This is a genomic window from Streptomyces sp. NPDC048483 (genome assembly GCF_040651455.1).
GTDB lineage: Bacteria > Actinomycetota > Actinomycetes > Streptomycetales > Streptomycetaceae > Streptomyces.
This window is the reverse complement of record NZ_JBEZJZ010000005.1, coordinates 1-16,544: the sequence shown is the minus strand read 5'-3', so window position 1 is coordinate 16,544 and position 16,544 is coordinate 1. Positions and strand designations below refer to the sequence as shown.

Here is a 16,544-nt window from a genome sequence, read left to right as displayed (position 1 = left end):
GTCGCCGTGGAGTGCTTTCGCCGGCACCCGGTTCGCCCATCTCGGCGGCATTGGACGGAGACAGGCGCAATCCAGCCACCCTGACCCATCGGACAGGTCCTAGTCCTGCCTCGTCCAGCGCTGCGAGGCCTCCCCGGCGCACGTCTGCGTGATCAGACCGCTGCTCATGCCCAGGTCGAGGCAGCCGCCGCCGTAGTCGCTCCGGAGGCTGCCGCCCGAACCCGTATGCCACAGCCGGCCTGTGTCCTGGGCGCAGTCGCCCACGAAGACGGCCTGGCCGAGCCCGTTGGAGTACAGGCACTGGCCGGTCTGCTTGTTGACGAGCTTGAAGCTGCCGTCCGACCTGCTCCGCACGGTCCACCGGGCGGTCGAGTCGGAGCAGGCCTGGTGGTCCGCGGCGCCTTGGACCTGGGTGATGCACGTGCCGTCGTCGCCGTTGCGGTAGCGGTAGGTGCCGGAGGTGGAGGAGGGGGTGGGTGCCGGTGGCGTCCCGCCGCCGGAGGTGCCGGAGCCGCCCGAGCCCCCCGAGCTGTCGCTTCCGCCCGTGCCGTCCTGTGCGCCGGTCCCGGCGCCCCCGGCGGCCGGGGCCTGGGACCCGCCCGTCCTTCCCTGCCCCTTGTCCTCGTCGTCCTCCTTGCCCTTGCCCTTGCTCTTGCCTTTGTTCTTGGCCGACGACTTCGCCGGTGACGCCGTACCCGTCGGGCTCCCGCCTGTCGTCGACGACGGCGCCGGGACCGAGACGGACGGGGTGGCCTGCGCCTCGGTCTGCGGCGAGGACGTGTACGGCAGGTTCTGGAGGGCGAGTGTCGTACCGCCCGCGACCACGACGACGGGGACGGCGGCCAGGAGGATGCGGCTACGGCGGCGGCGTTCAGGCCGCTCGGACCCTTCCGGTCGGGACTCGGTCCCGGCCTTCGGCTCCGGCTCGGGGTCCCTGTCCGGTTCCCGTTCTCCGTCGGGGAGCGAGACCGTGGGTACGTCGACCTCCTGCACGTCCGAGGCGAACGCGGCCCGCTCGGACAGGCACTCGGTGAGGGCCGCCGGCCACAGCGGGGCGGTGAACGGTCCGTGCTGCGAGGCGCGTTCGAGGAGTTCGGCGGCGGTGGGGCGGCCCCCGGGGTCCTTGTCGAGGCAGGCCGCGACGACCTCGGCGAGGTCCGGCTCCAGCTCCCGCAACGGCTCCAGGTCGGGCTCTTCGTGGACGATGCGGTACAGCACGCCGTGCCCCGACTCGTCGCCGAAAGGCGGTCGGCCGCACGCCGCGTACGCGAGCATCGAGCCCAGCGCGAACACGTCGGTGGCGCCGCTCAACCTCCGTGATCCCGAGGCCTGTTCAGGAGCCATGTACGCGGGAGTGCCCACGACCACACCGGTCCGGGTCACCTGGCTCTGTTCGGCGGCCCGGGCAACGCCGAAGTCGATGAGGGTGAGGCCGTCGAGGGTCAGCATGACATTGGACGGCTTGAGGTCCCGGTGCACCATGTCCAGCGCGTGCACCTCCGCCAGCCCCGCCGCCGCCTCCCGCAGCAGCAGCCACAGCGCGTGCGCGGGCAGGGAACTGCCGTGCAGGTCAATGGCTTCCCTCAAGGTGAGCCCGGGGACGTACGCCGTGGCGAACCACGGCGGCCGTGCGGCGCGGTCGCTGGCGAGCAGCGGTGCGGTGGCATCCGCGGGCAGCCGGGAAAGGTTGTCCAGCTCATGCCCGAAACGGCGTACGAAGTCCTCGTCCTCGCCGACGACGGACGACAGCAGTTGCTTGACGGCGACGTACCGGCCCTCTTGGACCCCGAGGTACACCCGCCCCATGCCTCCGGCCCCGAGCCGGCCCGCCAGCGGAATCGATCCGATCCGGCGCGGGTCCTCCGCCTCCAGCGGCTCGGCCCCGCTTCCTCTCAGCTCCACCACATCAGCCCCGTTAGAATTGGAATCAGTTTCTAGAAATCTACTCTAGAAGCCAGAGAAGGAATCCGATGAGCCCGAAACAACAACGCGGAGAGGCGACCGCCGACTTGCTCCTCGACGCCGCGCTGCGCGTCTACGCCGCCGAGGGGGAGCGGGGCATCACGGTCGGCGCGGTCACCCGGGCCAGCGGAGTCAGTCTGGGCAGCCTCTACCACCACTTCGGCAGCATCGACAACCTTGTCGCCACGCTGACGCACCGCTGGCTGAGCCGGCTGCTGGGCGAGCTGGCCATGTCGCTGCAGGGCGCCCGCACCGCCCGTACCGGCATCCGCGCTCTCGTACGGACCTACCTGGCGTTCATCCAGGAACACCGGGACGCCGCTCTGCTTCTGCACTCCTCCACAACCGACCGTTACGGCATGGCCCAGGGCACGGAACTCCGCGACGCCCAGGAGGCCCGGCTCTCGGCCTTCGCCCAGTGGATCCAGCCCCGCGTCGACTCCGGCGAACTCGCCCCTCTTCCCCTGTCGTTGATCGAGTCCCTGGCCCTCGGCCCGGTCGTCGGCGTCGCCCGCCGCTGGCTCTCGGGCATCGACGACGTCGACCTCGACAAGGCCGCCAGGATCCTGCCGGACCGGATCTGGCGGTCACTGGCCCCATGATGCGCCTGCCCGGTCGGGTCGGGTGACGGGATGGTTCGTCTCTCTTCTCCGTCGGTAGCCCGCGCGTGCAGGAAGTAGTCGGCCCACTCCGTGATGTCGGGGTAGGAGGAGTCCCGGCTGATCCGGGTGACGGCGGAGTCGACATCGAAGTCGGTGTTACGCAGGTCAACGCCGGGGCCGAGGATGGCCCAGTGGGCTCCGCTTCGTCCGTAGGGCATGCCGACGCTGCCAGGGTTGATCACCAGGCGGCCGTGGGCGAGGCGGACACACGGCATGTGGGTATGGCCGCAGACCACGGTGCGGACGTCGGTGTCGAGCCCGCCGAACACCTCCTTCCAGCGGGCGAGGCGTGAGTCGACGAGGACGACCTCTTCGTCGTCACGTGGGGTGGCATGGCAGAACAGGACCTTCCCCAGGCCGCGCACGGGCAGGGAGAGCGATCGCGGCAGTCGGCCGAGGAGGTCGAGGACCTCGGTCGGCTGCGGGCCGGCGGCGATGTCGCCGGTGAGCACAGTGCGATCAGCGGCGCGCACGTCCGGCTCGGCCGGCACCGCCTCCAGCGCGGGCAGGACTCCGTAAACATCGGATAGGACGGCTACCCGGTTCGGCATGGGCACCACTGTGGGGTGAAGGGAGCTTGAGAGTAGGAACGTTCTCCTGGGGCGCAGCGGGGTGGCGCCGTTTCAGGGTGGAGGGTCGCCGGGCGCGCGTAGTTCTTCCGGGCTCGCCCTCCCGACCGGCGGGTGTGCATCAGCTGTGTGCATCAGCTGGTCAGGAGGAGTTCCCCGCTCGTTCATTTGGTGCGCGCGTGATCGTTTCTGCGGAAAACCTACTCACCGGTCGGCCAGGAAGAGTTCGCCTACGAGGGCCTGATCGGCCAGGCGCGCGGGTCTTAGGTTCTCCCCGGTGACCAGTTGGCAAGGCGCTCAACTCCTCATTTTTCGCTCTTCTTTGACGAAGGAGTAGATGTGGAACGTCGTACTTTCCTGCGCGGAGCCGTCATCGGCACCTCGGCCGCCGCCTTCGGCGGCACCCTCATGCACGGCGCCGCCTACGCGGCCCCGGCCCAGAACGGCCCCGGCCCGTACGGTGCGCTGGGCGTCGCCGACGCCAACGGCATCCAGCTCCCCAGTGGCTTCAGCAGCCGGCTCATCGCCCGTTCCGGCCAGGTCGTCTCCGGTTCCTCCTACACCTGGCACAACGCTCCCGACGGCGGTGCCTGCTTCGCCGACGGCAACGGCTGGATCTACGTGTCCAACTCGGAGGTCAACCCCGGCGGCAAGGTCAGCGCCGTCAAGTTCAACTCCTCGGGCACCGTCACCGGCGCTTACCAGATCCTGTCCAACACCCGGCAGAACTGTGCGGGTGGCGCCACCCCGTGGAACACCTGGCTCTCCTGCGAAGAGGTCTCCCTCGGCTCCGTCTACGAGACCGACCCGTGGGGTGTGAATGCCGCCACCCGCCGCGACGCGATGGGCAAGTTCAAGCACGAGGCCGCCGCCGCCGACCCCGTGCGCCATGTCGTCTACCTGACCGAGGACGAGACGGACGGCTGCTTCTACCGGTTCATCCCGACGACGTGGGGCAATCTGTCCTCCGGCACCCTGCAGGTGCTGGTCGCCGGCACCGGCACGTCCGGCTCCTTCACCTGGGCGACCGTGCCCGACCCGGACGGCTCGCCCACCACGACCCGCAACCAGGTCTCCGGCGCCAAGCGGTTCAACGGCGGTGAGGGCTGTCACTACGCCGGCGACACCGTCTGGTTCACCACCAAGGGCGACAACCGACTCTGGCAGCTCAACCTGACGAACAGCAGCTACGAGCTGGCCTACGACGACAACCTGGTCAATCCCGGCCCCGCCCCGCTGACCGGCGTCGACAACGTCACCGGCTCCTCCTCCGGCGACCTGTTCGTTGCCGAGGACGGCGGCAACATGGAGATCTGCATCATCACCCCGGACGACATCGTCGCGCCGTTCCTGCGGATCACCGGCCAGTCCAGCTCGGAGGTCACCGGACCGGCCTTCTCCCCCGACGGCACACGGCTGTACTTCTCCAGCCAGCGCGGCACGTCCGGCAGCTCCTCGGGCGGCATCACCTACGAGGTCACCGGCCCCTTCCGCACCTAGCCGTGACCCACCCGAAACCCGCCTCCGGGTGACCAGGGGCGGCGCGGCAGTCCCCGGTGCCGGCCGCCACGGTGGTCGGCACCGGGGGGTGGGTCCACCGCCTGACCAGGACCCCGGATCGCGCGCCTGAACATCCCGTAAGCCCGTGATCCGGTAACCGCAGATCAGGCCCGAGCGGCTCCGGGTGGCCCCGGCCCATGTGCCGGGGCCACCACCGCGGTCCCCACCCCAGCTCTCCAGAGGTCGGGCCACCGCGATGTCCGGTCGATTGTCAGGCGCGGCAGCGCAGCATCTCGAACGGCGGGTTGGCGCGGTAGTCCGCCCAGTGGTCCTCGCCGAACTCGCGTACGCCGGCCTCGGACACGTTCAGCGGCACCCAGGTCAGCTCGCTGAATCCGCCGGCCCGCAGAGCCTTCTCGAGGACCTCGCGGCGCGGGCGGTTGGCGACGAACGAGACCGGGTGGTCGAGCAGCGCCGTGACCCGCACCTGCGGGCCGACCTCGGCCTCCTCGCCGGTCAGCTCGCAGCGGAACCCGTACTTCTCCGGGGACGGTCCGTCGAAGCGGAAGTCGGGCGACTGGTTGAGCACGAAGAACTCGCCGCCGGGCTTCAAGTTCTGGTGCACGGAGCGGCACATCCGCTCCATGGTGGCGACGTCCGACGCGTAGTTGAGCATGTTGACGCCGAGCGCCACGTCGAAGCGCTGCTCGAGCGACCGCAGTTCGGCCACGTCGCCCACCTCGTAGCGCACGCCCAGCGGGGCGCGCTCCTCCAACCCCTGTGCCACCGCGACCATTTCGCCGGAGATCTCGACTCCGAGCACCTCCGTGGCGCCGCGCCGCTTGAACTCCCTGCTGTAGAAGCCGGTACCGGACGCCAGATCGAGGACCGACTTGCCGCGTACGTCCCCGACCAGGGCCAGGAACCCGGGCACTGCCGCATAATGCTCCAGCGGCAGGGCCTTGAAGCCCTCGTACGCCTCACCGATCTCGTCATACTGCTGGACGCTCACCGTGCTGTCCTCCCGTGCGCTTCGTCATGTCATGGGCCTCGGCTCCCCGCTCCCGGGACACGCCGCAGCCTCTGGCTGGCAGTCTCTCCACATCCCGGCAGGCCGTCGTACTGGCAGAAGCCACAAAGATGCCGACATCGTCCCGGCTCCGGGTACAAGCGGGCGTACGGGTTCGCGCGGATGACGGACAGCCTCGGCGTGATCTTCGGCCCGCTCCTCGCGCTCGGTCTGGTCGCCTGGCTCGGCGTGCAGTCGGCCATCGGCCTGTCCGCCATCCCCGGCCTGCCGGCCGCTGCCGCGATCGTCCAGCGATCCGGTGGGCCCAACAGCCCACCACCCGGGGTGATATGGCGTTGACGATCCGCCTCCGGCCTCTGCTGCGTCCTCAACGGGCAGCAGAGCCGCGACAAGGTCAATCATGCAGCTCACCGACGACAGCCGACGACAGCCGACGACAGTCGGCGGTAGCCGCCGCGCGGTGGCGGAAGTCATGGGCTGTCGGGCCTGACCAGTCCCGTCTGGTACGCGATGACCACGAGTTGGGCCCGGTCCCGGGCGCCCAGCTTGGTCATCGCGCGGTTGGCATGGGTCTTGGCAGTGAGCGGGGTGACGAAGAGCCGTTCGGCGATCTCGTCGTTGGACAGGCCGGATGCGACAAGGGTGACCACCTCGCGCTCCCGCGGGGTGAGGGGGGCAACCAGTTGCGGTGCTGCGGCCCGGTCGGGTGGCGCGGGCTGGGCCAGGAAGCGGGTGATCAGGGCTTTGGTCGCGGCCGGCGAGAGCAGGGAGTTGCCGTCGGCGACCACGCGGATGGCATCGAGGAGTTCGTCAGGGTTGATGCCCTTGCCGAGAAAGCCGCTCGCCCCGGCGCGTAGCGCCTCAGCGACGTACTCCTCGTTCTCGAAGGTGGTCAGCACCAGGACCTTCACACCCGCGAGGTCCTCGTCCTCGCTGATCAGCCTGGTCGCAGCGAGTCCGTCGAGGTCGGGCATCCGGATGTCCATGAGCACCAGGTCGGCACGGTGGCTACGGGCCGATGCGACGGCTTCGCGTCCCGTTGCGGCCTCCGCGACGACCTCCATGTCGGGGGCGGAGTCGATGAGCATCCGGAAGGTGCCGCGCAGGAGTGCCTGGTCGTCGGCGAGCAGCACACGGATGGTCATGGTCAGCCCTTTCGGCCGGTGCGCAGCGGCAGTTCGGCGTCGATCCGGAAGCCCCCGCCGGGGCGTGGTCCGGCGGCGAGGGTACCTCCGGCGGCCTTGGCCCGCTCGCGCATCCCGATCACGCCGTGGCCGCTGCGGGCGGCAGGAGTTCCGTCGGTGTCCGTGACGGCAGCGCTGTTCCCGCGGGCGTTTCTGCCGCTGCCGCGGGCATTGCTGGTGCTGGTGCTGCCGTCGTCCTCGACGGCTATCCGCAGGACGTCGGCGCGGAAGTCCAGGCGGATCCGCGCCGACGCCGGTCCGGCGTGCTTGCGCGTATTGGTCAGGGCCTCCTGGATGATCCGAAAGGCCGTCAGATCGCTGAGAGGTGTCAGCTCGCGCGGATTCCCGGTGCGCGCCAGCGTGACATGGAGACCGGAGTGGCGGAAGGAGTCCAGCAGACCGTCGAGGCCGGCGAGCCCGGGCTCCGGTTCGCGGGGCGCAACCGGGTCTTCGCCGTGCCGGAGCAGTCCTACGGTGGCACGCAGTTCGTCCAGCGCTGCCCGGCTGGTGTCCCGGATCCGTTCGAGTGCCTGGTAGGCGTGCTCGGGGTCGGTGCGCATGAGGTGGTGGGCGACACCCGCCTGGGCGTTGACCAGGGTGATGTGGTGGGCCACGACATCATGCAACTCCCGGGCGATCCGGATGCGTTCCGCGGTGACCCGGCGGCAGGCTTCTTCCTCCTTGGTGCGCTCGGCCCGTTCGGCTCGCTCGACGGCGGCGGCGAGCACTTCGCGGCGGCTGCGGACGGCGTCGCCGACGGCCACCGCCATGACCGTCCAGGCGATCAGGGCAAGGGCCTGCGGGAGCTTCTCCACGTCCGGGCGGAGGACCAGTGACGCGGTGATAAAGGCGACGGCTGCGCCCATGCCGACGCGCCAGGCACGAAGCCGGTCGGTGCGGATCGCCAGCGTATAGAGCGCAGCGGCCGTGGCGGCGGGCATCGGCCGGGGGAGAGGCAGCAGGGCAAATTGGGCCAGGTGGAGGGCCGCCGTCATGGCTACCACGGTAAGCGGCCAGCGGCTTCGGGCGATCAGTGGCACACAGGAGATCGCGAGAGCGATGACGGACCAGGCGACCGGAGCGCGGTAGGCGTAGGCGAAGGCGACGGCCAGCGGGGTGGCCAGGAGGAAGCAGGCCACCGCGAAGGCCAGATCGCCCAGGGGTGGCCGGGCTGCCCGCTGCCACTCCCTGAGCCGGTTGGTCATCTGCACTCCCACACCGTACGCAGCTGCGGTCATCGGTGGCTCCTCGCTACGGGGAGGGGGCGAAGCCCGCGCGCCGCGGGGCCTGGGTCGCGGTGCGGCCCGCGGCCGACGCGCCCACCAGGACGAGGTGGTCCACGGCGGGCACTACTCCACCACCTCGATCGCCAGCGCGGGGCAGCGGGCGGCGGCCTCCTTGACCTGGGGCAGCAACTCCTCCGGCGGGAGGGCGTCGAGCAGTACGACGATGCCGTCCTCGTCCCGCTGGTCGAAGACGTCGACGGCAGCCAGTACGCACTGGCCCGCTCCGACGCACCTGTCCTCATCAATGACAATCTTCATCGGGATCCTCCGAGTGATGATGTGTGGTCCGACGACTCGCTGCACTCGCGCCGGCCTCACCAGGTCACCGGCAGTTCGCGGACCCCGTAGACGAGCATGTTGTCGCGCATGGGCACCTGCTCCACCGGCACCGCAAGCCGCAGCGTCGGGAACCGGTCCAGCAGCGCGGACAGAGCGGCCTTCATCTCCACCCGGGCCAGCTGCTGACCGAGGCACTGGTGGATACCGTGGCCGAACGCCAGATGCGGGCCGTACGGCCGGCCGACGTCCAACTGCTCCGGGTCGCCGGTGAAGTGTGCCGCGTCCCGGTTCCCGGACGTCAGGGAGGCGAGCACCGTGCTGCCTGCCTTGATCTTGTGGCCGTTCAGCTCCACGTCCTCCAGCGCCGTGCGCCGCAACCCGAACTGAACGATCGTCAGATAGCGCAGCAGCTCCTCCACCGCCCCGTCCATCAGGGACGGGGCGGCGCGCAGTGCCGCCAGCTGATCAGGGGTGCGCAGCAGACACATGGTGCCCAGCGCGATCATGTTGGCGGTCGTCTCATGCCCGGCGAGCAGCAACAGCGCCCCGACACCCGCCAGTTCGTCGTCGGTCAGCTCGCCGGAGCGGACCAGGTCGCTGAGGATGTCGTCGGTGGGGTTCGCACGCTTGGCGACCGCCAGTCGGTGGATGTACCCGTGGAGCGCTTGCTGCGCCTGCTGGACCTCCTCGGAACTCACATCGAGCCGGAGGAGCGTGGCCGAGTTCCACTGGAACTCCTCACGGTCGGCGTACGGCACTCCCAGCAGCTCGCAGATCACCAGCGAGGGAACCGGCAGGGCGAAGGCCTGGACGAGATCGACCGGGCCCTCGGCTCCGGCCATCGCGTCCAGCCGCTCGGCGACGATCTGCTCCACCGCCGGGGTCAACTTCCTCATGCGGCGCACGGTGAACTGTCCGGTGAGCAGCCGCCGGAGCCGGGTGTGCTCCGGCGGGTCCATCATGAGGAACATCCCGGGAGCAGGCGGTGGTACCGGTGCGTCCTGCGCCGTGGAGTCGCCGGTCCGCGCAAAGCGGCGCTTCGCGCTGAACCGCGGGTCGGTGAGGACCCGCCGCACGTCGTCGTACCTGGTGACCAGCCAGCCGGCCGTACCCTCCGGGAGGGTCACCGGCGTGATCGGTTCCTGCTCACGCAGCGTCCGGTACTCCGCCGGCGGGTCGAAGGGGCAGGTCCGCACCATGGGCTGGGTCCTGGTGGGCTGGGGAGACGTCACGGAAGAGTCCTTTCCAGACAGGGGGATATCTCGGTGTTCATGAGGTCGTTCCTGGCGTCGTTCATGAGGTCGCTCCTGCCGTGGTGGGTGCCGCAGCGGTGCTCACCGACGGCACGCAGGTAGACGCGCCAGCCGAGCAGCAGGTCGAGCGCGAGGACGAGCGGCACGAAGCTGTCGACGAAGCCGAGCGCGACGGCCTGGCCGGACAGGAACAGCGGCAGCTGGATCGCCAGCGTCACAAGGCTCCCGGCGAGGATGACCAGGTTGCCCTTGATGTACGCCCGGCGCCGCACCCTGCACCGGCGCCAGCCGGTCCCCTCCTTCGTGACCAGCCCGACCACCACGCCCATCAGCGGCCGACCGAGCAACAGCAGCACGGCGTTCACCACGGCCATCACGCAGTGCACTGTCAGGGGCAGCAGGAAGAAGTCGGTGGCCTGTCCGGTCCGTGCGGCCAGAGCACCCTGGACACACACCACGCCGAGAACCGCGAGTGCGCGCCACACCGGTTCCCTGCACACCACCCGGTAGACGCAGACCCCGGCCCCGACCGCCAAGGCGAGCACCAGCGCGACGGCAAGCCGGTGGGTAAGGCCGAAGCTCACGGTGAATCCGAAGACGGGCGCAACATCGACCACCGCCGCGCGCAGTCGATCGCGTGCGGCCGCCCGGACGGCGCCCGCACCGTCCTCCACATGACGTGCTCCAGGGCCCACGGCTGCTCCACTCTCCTCGACCTCCGGTGCGCATGTCGCCGCTTGCGGCACAGTCCACCGTGCCGTCCCGCCCCGAGCCTGTCGTCGCCCGTCCGCAGACTCTTGGCCTGCCGCAAACGCAGTACGAGGCCGCCGCGCCTACCACGAGCGCAGACCTCGCACACCTGCCACCGGGGCTCGACGGACCCACCGTCGCAACGGGTCCCGGCGGCACCCATCGTGAGGAGCTCCTCCAGGGCGTTTGTGCAGAACCTGATGGCCGCCGTGATGCCGCGCCTGGTGTACGGGGAAGGCGCGGCCTTCAGGGACGCCGCCCAGGCATCCCGTCGCGTTCCACCGAACCGGTGGTGAGTTGTTCCCGCGTCCCGATCGCGGAGCAGCATGGCAGCGACGAGGACGTGTCGTGCGAGCGGCTGGCGCTTGTTCGGGGCTGGAGCGAGCGACACGGGATGCGTTGACCAGCCGGCTGACGCGCATCGACGAACTGGGATGGAGGGAGCTGGCGTGGGCCGCGTTCCAGGAGGCGGTCAGTTTCTTGTTCGAGACTGACGTCGATGTCGTCGCCACTGTCCACGCACACCACGCCCCATTCGCCGACGCCCTCAAGCGGCGTGCCGACATCGAACTCGTCCAGTTGACCCGGGCGAGCCGCGGCGCCGTCCCCGGAGAGCTCGCAGTGCAGCTGGAGAGCTGCTGATTCGCCGCATGTCGACGGTGGACGGCCATTGCTGTCGCTCGTGGTCACACCGGGCGGCTCAGCAGACCGTCGGCCTGGTTCGCGATGCTCGCGGCCTACGGCCTCGTCCTGGAAGACACCGACGCACGGTTCATCATGACAAGGAGCCCACCGGTTTCGGACAGTGGGTGGCCGAATGCCGCCTCGGGACGTTGCTGGTGAGCGGGCCTGAAGGCCCCCACCTTCGGCGAGGACAGGGACAATGCCGGCCCGCACTCCTGACGTTGTTGGCAGGGCAACGGGCCGGCCCCATGCCCGTCGTGGGTCAGCGGTGGGTGAAGTCGGGCGGGCGCTTGTCGACGAAGGCGCTCATGCCCTCTTTCTGGTCGGCGGTCGCGAACACCGCGTGGAAGAGTCTGCGTTCGAAGCGCACCCCCTCCGCCAGGGTGGTTTCAAGGCGCGCGCCACCGCCTCCTTCGCCATCATCGCGACCGGAAGCGACATCCCCGCGACCGTATCGGCGACCGTGACCGCGACCGTGACCGCGACCGCGACCGCGACCGCGAGCGCCTCGCCGAGCAGTGCGTCCGCGGGGACGACGCGCGAGACGAGCCCGGCACGCACCGCCTCGGCGGCATCCATGGTGCGACCGGTCAGACACAGCTCCATGGCCTTGGCCTTGCCGACGCCCTGGTCAGCCGTTGGGAGCCGCCGATGCCGGGGATCACCCCCAGCTTGATCTCCGGCTGGCCGAAGACCGCGGTGTCGGCGGCGAGAAGGATGTCGCAGAGCATCGCCAGTTCGCAGCCGCCGCCGAGTGCGTATCCGGAGACGGCGGCGAGGGTCGGCGTCCGCAGCGCGCCGAGCCGGTCAGCACGATGCAGCCGATGTCCGGATCGCGGTCGAGCGCCTCTGTGGCCGCCACGACCTCGTTCATCACCTGAAGTTGAGTGCGTTGAGCGCTTCTGGCCGGTTGAGGGCGAGCAGGCCGTGCGGCCCTTGCGTTCGACGAGGATTGTCTCGTACGCAGACTCGGCAGACTTCGCGGAGTCCGCGGAGTCCACGGAGTCCACGGATTCCGTGGTCATGTGCGATTGCCCTTTCCTGACGCGCCCCTGATCGTTCGGACGATTCCCGAGAAGTCCTCGTTGGCGCCGGTATTCTCCGCGTAGTGGGCAGACAACTCGGCCGCTCGCAAAGCGAGTTCGGTGGGTACGTTCCCTGCGCGGGCTGCACTGGCGGCGAGGCCCCGAACCTTTTTTGGCCATCAGGGGGCTGCGAATCCGGGCAGATAGTCGCGGTTGGCGGGGCTGCCCGGCACCGGTCCGGGAACCGGGCAATTGACGGTCAGGGACCAGCACTGGCCCGACGCGGTGGACGCTACGTCGAACAGGGCCTGGTGGGAGAGCCCCAGGCTTTCGCCGAGCACGAACGCCTCGCTGACTGCGATCACCGAGACGCCCAGAATCATGTTGTTGCAGATCTTGGCGGCCTGCCCGGCGCCCGCGCCGCCGCATTGCACGGCCTTCTTGCCCATGGCGGCCCACAGCGCTTCAGCCTCGGTGAACTCCGTCTCACCACCGCCGGCCATGAAGGTGAGCGTGGCCGCCTCGGCTCCGACGACGCCGCCGGAGACGGGCGTTCTGTGGGGGTCCCGCGAGTGCGGTGGACTGTTGCACTGGGCGGGCTGCGGGGCTGAGTTGAACAGGTACTCCAGCCGTGTCGTGCACGTTGTGGATGTCGTTGTGGACGCAGGCACGACTGAGGAGAGAGCACGTGCAAGCATTCAAAGTCCTTATGCCTTCGGGCGATTGCTACTGGACCGTGCTGGATCAGCAGATGCAGGTGATGCCCGCCGCCGACGGGTTCCTGCGCTACGTACGGTTCAGCCAGGACCGAGCCGAGTCAACGACGGAGGCGTACGCGAGAGCCATCGTTCTGTTCCTGCGCTGGTGCGCCCTGCTGGGTCTGGACTGGCGCTCGGCGGCGGGACATCTGGGGGCGTTCATGCTGTGGCTTCGCCACGCTCCCGCCTCCGCGACGGTGGGCTGGGTCTCGCCTGGTCCAGGTGCCAAGCCGGTCCGCGGACCGCGCCGGATCAACCGCATCCTGATCGCGGCCCGTGGCCTGCTGGTGTTCGCCGCGGGTACCGGCGACGTCCCGTCCTCGGTCGTCTCGCAGATCTACGAGATCGCCGACACTCGTGATCTGCCGCCCGAGGCCGCCGGCTCCGACAGCGGCTTGCACTACCGGCTGCGCGCCCGCCACCGGGTCAAGGAACCGCAGTCCAACGTGGACCGCGCCTCCGATGAGGAGGCGGTCGGCATGCTGCGGGCCTGCTGCTCGGCCCGCGATCTGTTCCTGATCATCGTCATGGCTCGGGCCGGTCTGCGGCGGAGCCAGACCGTGGGTCTGCATCGCGAGGACGTTCATTTCCTCGTCGACTCCAGCGCTCTGGGCTGCGACTTTCCCGGCCCGCACTTGCACGTCGTGCGTCGCCGGAACATCAACGGCACCTGGTCGAAGTCCCGGGACTCCCACATCGTTCCCGTCGACCGTCTTGTCGTCCAGGCCCACGACCAGTACGTCTTCGAGCGCAGAGCCCTGCTCGGCGATGACCTGAGCGACTTCGTCTTCGTGAACCTCTTCCGCGAGCCGATCGGCTCGCCGATGCGGCCGGACGGGGTCAACGATCTTGCCACTGCTCTGTCGAAGAGGGCTGGGCTCAGCCGCGTGATTAAACCGCATATGTTGCGGCACTGTTTTGGCAGCAACGTGGCTAATGCCGGTGGCGAGTTGGACGTGATCCAGGCTCTGCTCGGTCAACGCTCCCCCTCCTCGGCGAAGCCATACCTCCACCCCAGCCGACAGCGGCTTCGCGATGCCGTCGAGCGCGTCGGCAGCCCCCGACTCACGACGGGGGCCACGCGATGACCCTGGCCGCGTTGCACTCGGCGCCCCCAGAGGCGGAAGATCCGGCAGCGTTTCTCTGGCGGCTGGTTCCGAGCGAGTTCCTTGCCGAGATCGGATGGGACGCTCAGCGCCAGGTGCTGGCGATGCCCATGGACCATCCGCTGCTGGGCTGGACTCCCTGCAAGACGGCCGACTGCGGCTCGCCGACCCGAGCCCGCACCAGCCTGTGTCAGTCCTGCGAGCATTCGTTGGCCGCTAGCGGACAGGACCAGGACGCCTTCCTCGCCGCCCACCGCAGGAACCGCCGCTTCGGCGTCGATCGCTGCGCGGTCGGATGTCCTCGCCCTTGGAAGTCCAGCCGTGCTGCACTTTGCGAAGCTCACCTGCACCAGCAGCAGTTCATCCACAAGGTGTCCATCGAGGAGTTCCTCGCCAGGCCCACGGTCGCTCCACTGCCCGGGTTCGGACAATGCAAGGTCCTCGCCTGCGACCGCTTCCGATCCGGCAGGCAGCACGAGTTCTGCAAAGCCCATCGCGCCCGCTGGCGCCAGGACCTGCGAGCCGACTCCAGCCTGGATGAAGAGACCTGGTGCCGCCTGCAGTCCCCGGTCCCCGTGCTCAACAACGTCACCTTGCGGGGCCTGTCTCCGCTGACCAGCGCCCAAATCGTCCACGGCGTCTATGAACGCTGTCGTCAGGGACTCAAGACCCCTCTCAACGAGCTGAGACCGCTGGTCAACGACCTCCGGAGACAGCAGTCGGCCTCCGTCGACGACCTCAACACCGATCGCGGACAACGGGCCCGCTGCCTGCTCTCGTCCTTCCAACTCGTCCACCGCCGGGCGACGTCCTCGCCGGCCAGTGAGTTCCTCAAGGACACCTGGGACCTGCACGTGTTCGGCCACTCGGGATGGCTCCGCTTCGGACAGATCACCCAGCCATGGCTTCGGCAAGCCGCCAAACGCTGGGCCATCGACGACCTGCCCCACCGTCGCGGCGACAGTACCGGCGCCACCGTCCAGTGCCACATCGCCTACATGGCCAAGCTCTCCGAGAGCCTGCGCCTGCAGAATGCCGCGCAGGGCCTGGACATCGTCACACTCGGCCGCGACGACATCGTGCAGTTCACCAACCGGCTCTCCTACCTGGAATCCCGCAAGGACCTCACTACCCGCCTGCGGCGGCAGACCTGCCGCCATGTCCGGCGCATGCTCACCCGCATGCGGGTCCTCGGGCTGACCCGAGCTGGAGAACCCCTGGAAGGGCTGGCACCCGACTTCGCCCTGCGGGAAGAAGACATCCCCCGCGAAGCCGAGCGCGGCGACGAACCCGGCCGAGCCCTGCCCCTGGAAATCGTACGCATTCTCTGCGACGCCCTCCCGCTTCTGGACTCGATGGCGTCGCGCGACTTCCGCGTCGCCATCGAACTCCTCATCGACACCGGCCGCCGTCCCGACGAGATCTGCCAGCTGGCCTGGGACTGCCTCCGCCAGGACAAGGAGGGCGGCTGGGTGCTGATCTACGACAACCTCAAGGAACAGCGGATGGGCCGCGAGCTGCCCATCACCGCAGCAACAGCCAAGATCATCCAGGAACAGCAGCAGGCCGCCCGCGGGCGCTTCCCGAATACCGACTCCCAGCAGCTGAAGCTGCTGGGCCGTACCCAGCGCAACCACTTCGGCCTGCACGGCCTCAGCGATAGCACCCTCACGCACAAGCACCGCGACTGGGTCGAGAGCCTGCCCCCGCTGATCATGTCCACCGGCCGTGAATTCCCCAAGCAGGACGTCATCCCCTACTCGCACCGCCATACCTATGCCCAACGGCATGCGGACGCCGGTGTCCCCGTCGACGTCCTGAGTGAGCTCATGGACCACGACTCTCTCCGAGCCACACAGACCTACTACCGAGTCGGCGAAGCCCGGCGCAGAGCCGCCGTCGACCAGGTCGCCCGTCACCAACTGGACCGGCACGGAGCCCCGATCTGGCGCGAAGTCGAGACCTTAATCGACGGGCAGCGCGCCCGCCACGCCCGCCACGCGATCGGCAAGGTCGCCGTCCCCTTCGGTGGCTGCACCGAGCCGAGCAACGTCCAGGTGGGCGGCGGAGCTTGCCCGTTCCGCTGGCAGTGCGGCGGCTGCGACCACTTCCGCACCGACCCCTCCTACCTCCCCGAGCTGAAGGCATACCTAGACGACCTCCGACGCACCAAGGAGCGCGTGCTGTCCGCCACCGGGCTGGACGACTGGGCCAGAGAGAAGGCCATCCCCTCCGAGCAGGAGATCGAGCGGATCAAGAACCTCATCAGCCGGGCCGAGGATCACCTCGACCACCTCTCGGAAGCCGAGCAGAGCGAACTGGAGGAAGCAATCGCTCTCATTCGCCGCGGGCGCCAGGCCATCCCCCTAGGGACTGTTCTTGGTTGTGATCAATGGGTTGACCGGAGGCTGGCGATCCAGATCGTCGCGGCACGGAGGTGGACTCCGGCGAGGTAGCTCTCGGGAGACTTGTCATAGCGGGTGGCGATGCCCCGCC

The 16,544-nt window shown here is 69.3% G+C and carries 12 protein-coding genes and 4 pseudogenes; 6 read left to right on the top strand and 10 right to left on the bottom strand.

The window, feature by feature from the left end; genetic code table 11:
• Window positions 1-99: 99 nt before the first annotated feature.
• The gene (locus AB0D04_RS04015; RefSeq protein ID WP_362699133.1) at window positions 100-1,905 is read right to left on the bottom strand and encodes a serine/threonine protein kinase; all 1,806 of its coding nucleotides are present in this window, start codon (window positions 1,903-1,905) and stop codon (window positions 100-102) included.
• A gap of 65 nt (window positions 1,906-1,970) precedes the next feature.
• On the opposite strand from AB0D04_RS04015, the gene AB0D04_RS04010 reads away from it, so the two are divergent.
• Window positions 1,971-2,564, top strand: coding sequence for a TetR/AcrR family transcriptional regulator (locus AB0D04_RS04010; RefSeq protein WP_362699131.1), 594 nt, complete (start codon window positions 1,971-1,973; stop codon window positions 2,562-2,564).
• Window positions 2,565-2,614: 50 nt separating this feature from the next.
• Here the strand turns inward: AB0D04_RS04010 and AB0D04_RS04005 are convergent.
• Window positions 2,615-3,175 (bottom strand): annotated as a pseudogene (locus AB0D04_RS04005) (metallophosphoesterase family protein); the annotation flags it as partial.
• Window positions 3,176-3,532: 357 nt separating this feature from the next.
• On the opposite strand from AB0D04_RS04005, the gene AB0D04_RS04000 reads away from it, so the two are divergent.
• A complete protein-coding gene (locus tag AB0D04_RS04000) occupies window positions 3,533-4,693 on the top strand; it encodes an alkaline phosphatase PhoX (protein WP_362699129.1) in 1,161 nt (386 codons plus the stop codon).
• 271 nt (window positions 4,694-4,964) lie between these two features.
• Here the strand turns inward: AB0D04_RS04000 and AB0D04_RS03995 are convergent, their stop codons facing one another.
• Window positions 4,965-5,705 (bottom strand): class I SAM-dependent methyltransferase, encoded by a 741-nt coding sequence (locus tag AB0D04_RS03995; RefSeq protein ID WP_362699127.1) that lies wholly within the window; start codon window positions 5,703-5,705, stop codon window positions 4,965-4,967.
• A gap of 180 nt (window positions 5,706-5,885) precedes the next feature.
• Between AB0D04_RS03995 and AB0D04_RS03990 the strand changes: the two genes are divergently transcribed.
• Window positions 5,886-6,062, top strand: a complete 177-nt coding sequence (locus tag AB0D04_RS03990) for a hypothetical protein (protein ID WP_362699126.1) — start codon at window positions 5,886-5,888, stop codon at window positions 6,060-6,062.
• A 131-nt stretch (window positions 6,063-6,193) separates the two neighbouring features.
• Here the strand turns inward: AB0D04_RS03990 and AB0D04_RS03985 are convergent, their stop codons facing one another.
• From AB0D04_RS03985 to AB0D04_RS03965, 5 genes are all read right to left on the bottom strand, one after another.
• Window positions 6,194-6,868: a response regulator transcription factor gene (locus AB0D04_RS03985; protein ID WP_362699124.1), complete on the bottom strand. Its 675-nt coding sequence runs from the start codon at window positions 6,866-6,868 to the stop codon at window positions 6,194-6,196.
• 2 nt (window positions 6,869-6,870) lie between these two features.
• On the bottom strand, window positions 6,871-8,145 hold the full coding sequence (locus AB0D04_RS03980) for a histidine kinase (RefSeq protein WP_362699122.1): 1,275 nt from the start codon (window positions 8,143-8,145) through the stop codon (window positions 6,871-6,873).
• Between the two features lie 111 nt (window positions 8,146-8,256).
• Window positions 8,257-8,451 (bottom strand): ferredoxin, encoded by a 195-nt coding sequence (locus tag AB0D04_RS03975; RefSeq protein WP_362699120.1) that lies wholly within the window; start codon window positions 8,449-8,451, stop codon window positions 8,257-8,259.
• Between the two features lie 56 nt (window positions 8,452-8,507).
• Complete coding sequence (locus AB0D04_RS03970) at window positions 8,508-9,704, bottom strand: cytochrome P450 (RefSeq protein WP_362699119.1); 1,197 nt, start codon at window positions 9,702-9,704, stop codon at window positions 8,508-8,510.
• Window positions 9,701-10,399: a DUF3159 domain-containing protein gene (locus AB0D04_RS03965; RefSeq protein ID WP_362699117.1), complete on the bottom strand. Its 699-nt coding sequence runs from the start codon at window positions 10,397-10,399 to the stop codon at window positions 9,701-9,703. Before AB0D04_RS03965 ends, AB0D04_RS03970 begins: the two co-directional genes overlap by 4 nt.
• Before the next feature lie 424 nt (window positions 10,400-10,823).
• Here AB0D04_RS03965 and AB0D04_RS03960 point away from each other — a divergent pair, with 424 nt between their 5' ends.
• Entirely contained in the window at window positions 10,824-11,117 is a 294-nt protein-coding gene (locus AB0D04_RS03960) for a nucleoside-triphosphatase (RefSeq protein ID WP_362699115.1), read from the top strand.
• A 304-nt stretch (window positions 11,118-11,421) separates the two neighbouring features.
• Here the strand turns inward: AB0D04_RS03960 and AB0D04_RS03955 are convergent.
• Together AB0D04_RS03955 and AB0D04_RS03950 are read right to left on the bottom strand one after the other, a co-directional pair.
• Window positions 11,422-12,184, bottom strand: a pseudogene (locus tag AB0D04_RS03955) (enoyl-CoA hydratase-related protein).
• A pseudogene (locus AB0D04_RS03950) lies at window positions 12,181-12,735 on the bottom strand (NAD-binding protein); the annotation flags it as partial. The pseudogenes AB0D04_RS03950 and AB0D04_RS03955, both read right to left, overlap by 4 nt.
• A gap of 158 nt (window positions 12,736-12,893) precedes the next feature.
• Between AB0D04_RS03950 and AB0D04_RS03945 the strand changes: the two are divergent.
• Together AB0D04_RS03945 and AB0D04_RS03940 are read left to right on the top strand one after the other, a co-directional pair.
• Entirely contained in the window at window positions 12,894-14,030 is a 1,137-nt protein-coding gene (locus AB0D04_RS03945) for a tyrosine-type recombinase/integrase (RefSeq protein ID WP_362699113.1), read from the top strand.
• Window positions 14,027-15,913: pseudogene (locus tag AB0D04_RS03940) on the top strand (site-specific integrase); the annotation flags it as partial. The gene AB0D04_RS03945 and the pseudogene AB0D04_RS03940, both read left to right, overlap by 4 nt.
• Window positions 15,914-16,544 lie beyond the last annotated feature (631 nt).

Coding starts and splice junctions, on each gene's coding strand:
- AB0D04_RS04010 (WP_362699131.1), top strand. CDS start 1,971: ATGAGCCCGAAACAACAACGCGGAGAGGCGACCGCCGACTTGCTCCTC.
- AB0D04_RS03990 (WP_362699126.1), top strand. CDS start 5,886: ATGACGGACAGCCTCGGCGTGATCTTCGGCCCGCTCCTCGCGCTCGGT.
- AB0D04_RS03985 (WP_362699124.1), bottom strand. CDS start 6,868: ATGACCATCCGTGTGCTGCTCGCCGACGACCAGGCACTCCTGCGCGGC.
- AB0D04_RS03980 (WP_362699122.1), bottom strand. CDS start 8,145: ATGACCGCAGCTGCGTACGGTGTGGGAGTGCAGATGACCAACCGGCTC.
- AB0D04_RS03975 (WP_362699120.1), bottom strand. CDS start 8,451: ATGAAGATTGTCATTGATGAGGACAGGTGCGTCGGAGCGGGCCAGTGC.
- AB0D04_RS03945 (WP_362699113.1), top strand. CDS start 12,894: ATGCCTTCGGGCGATTGCTACTGGACCGTGCTGGATCAGCAGATGCAG.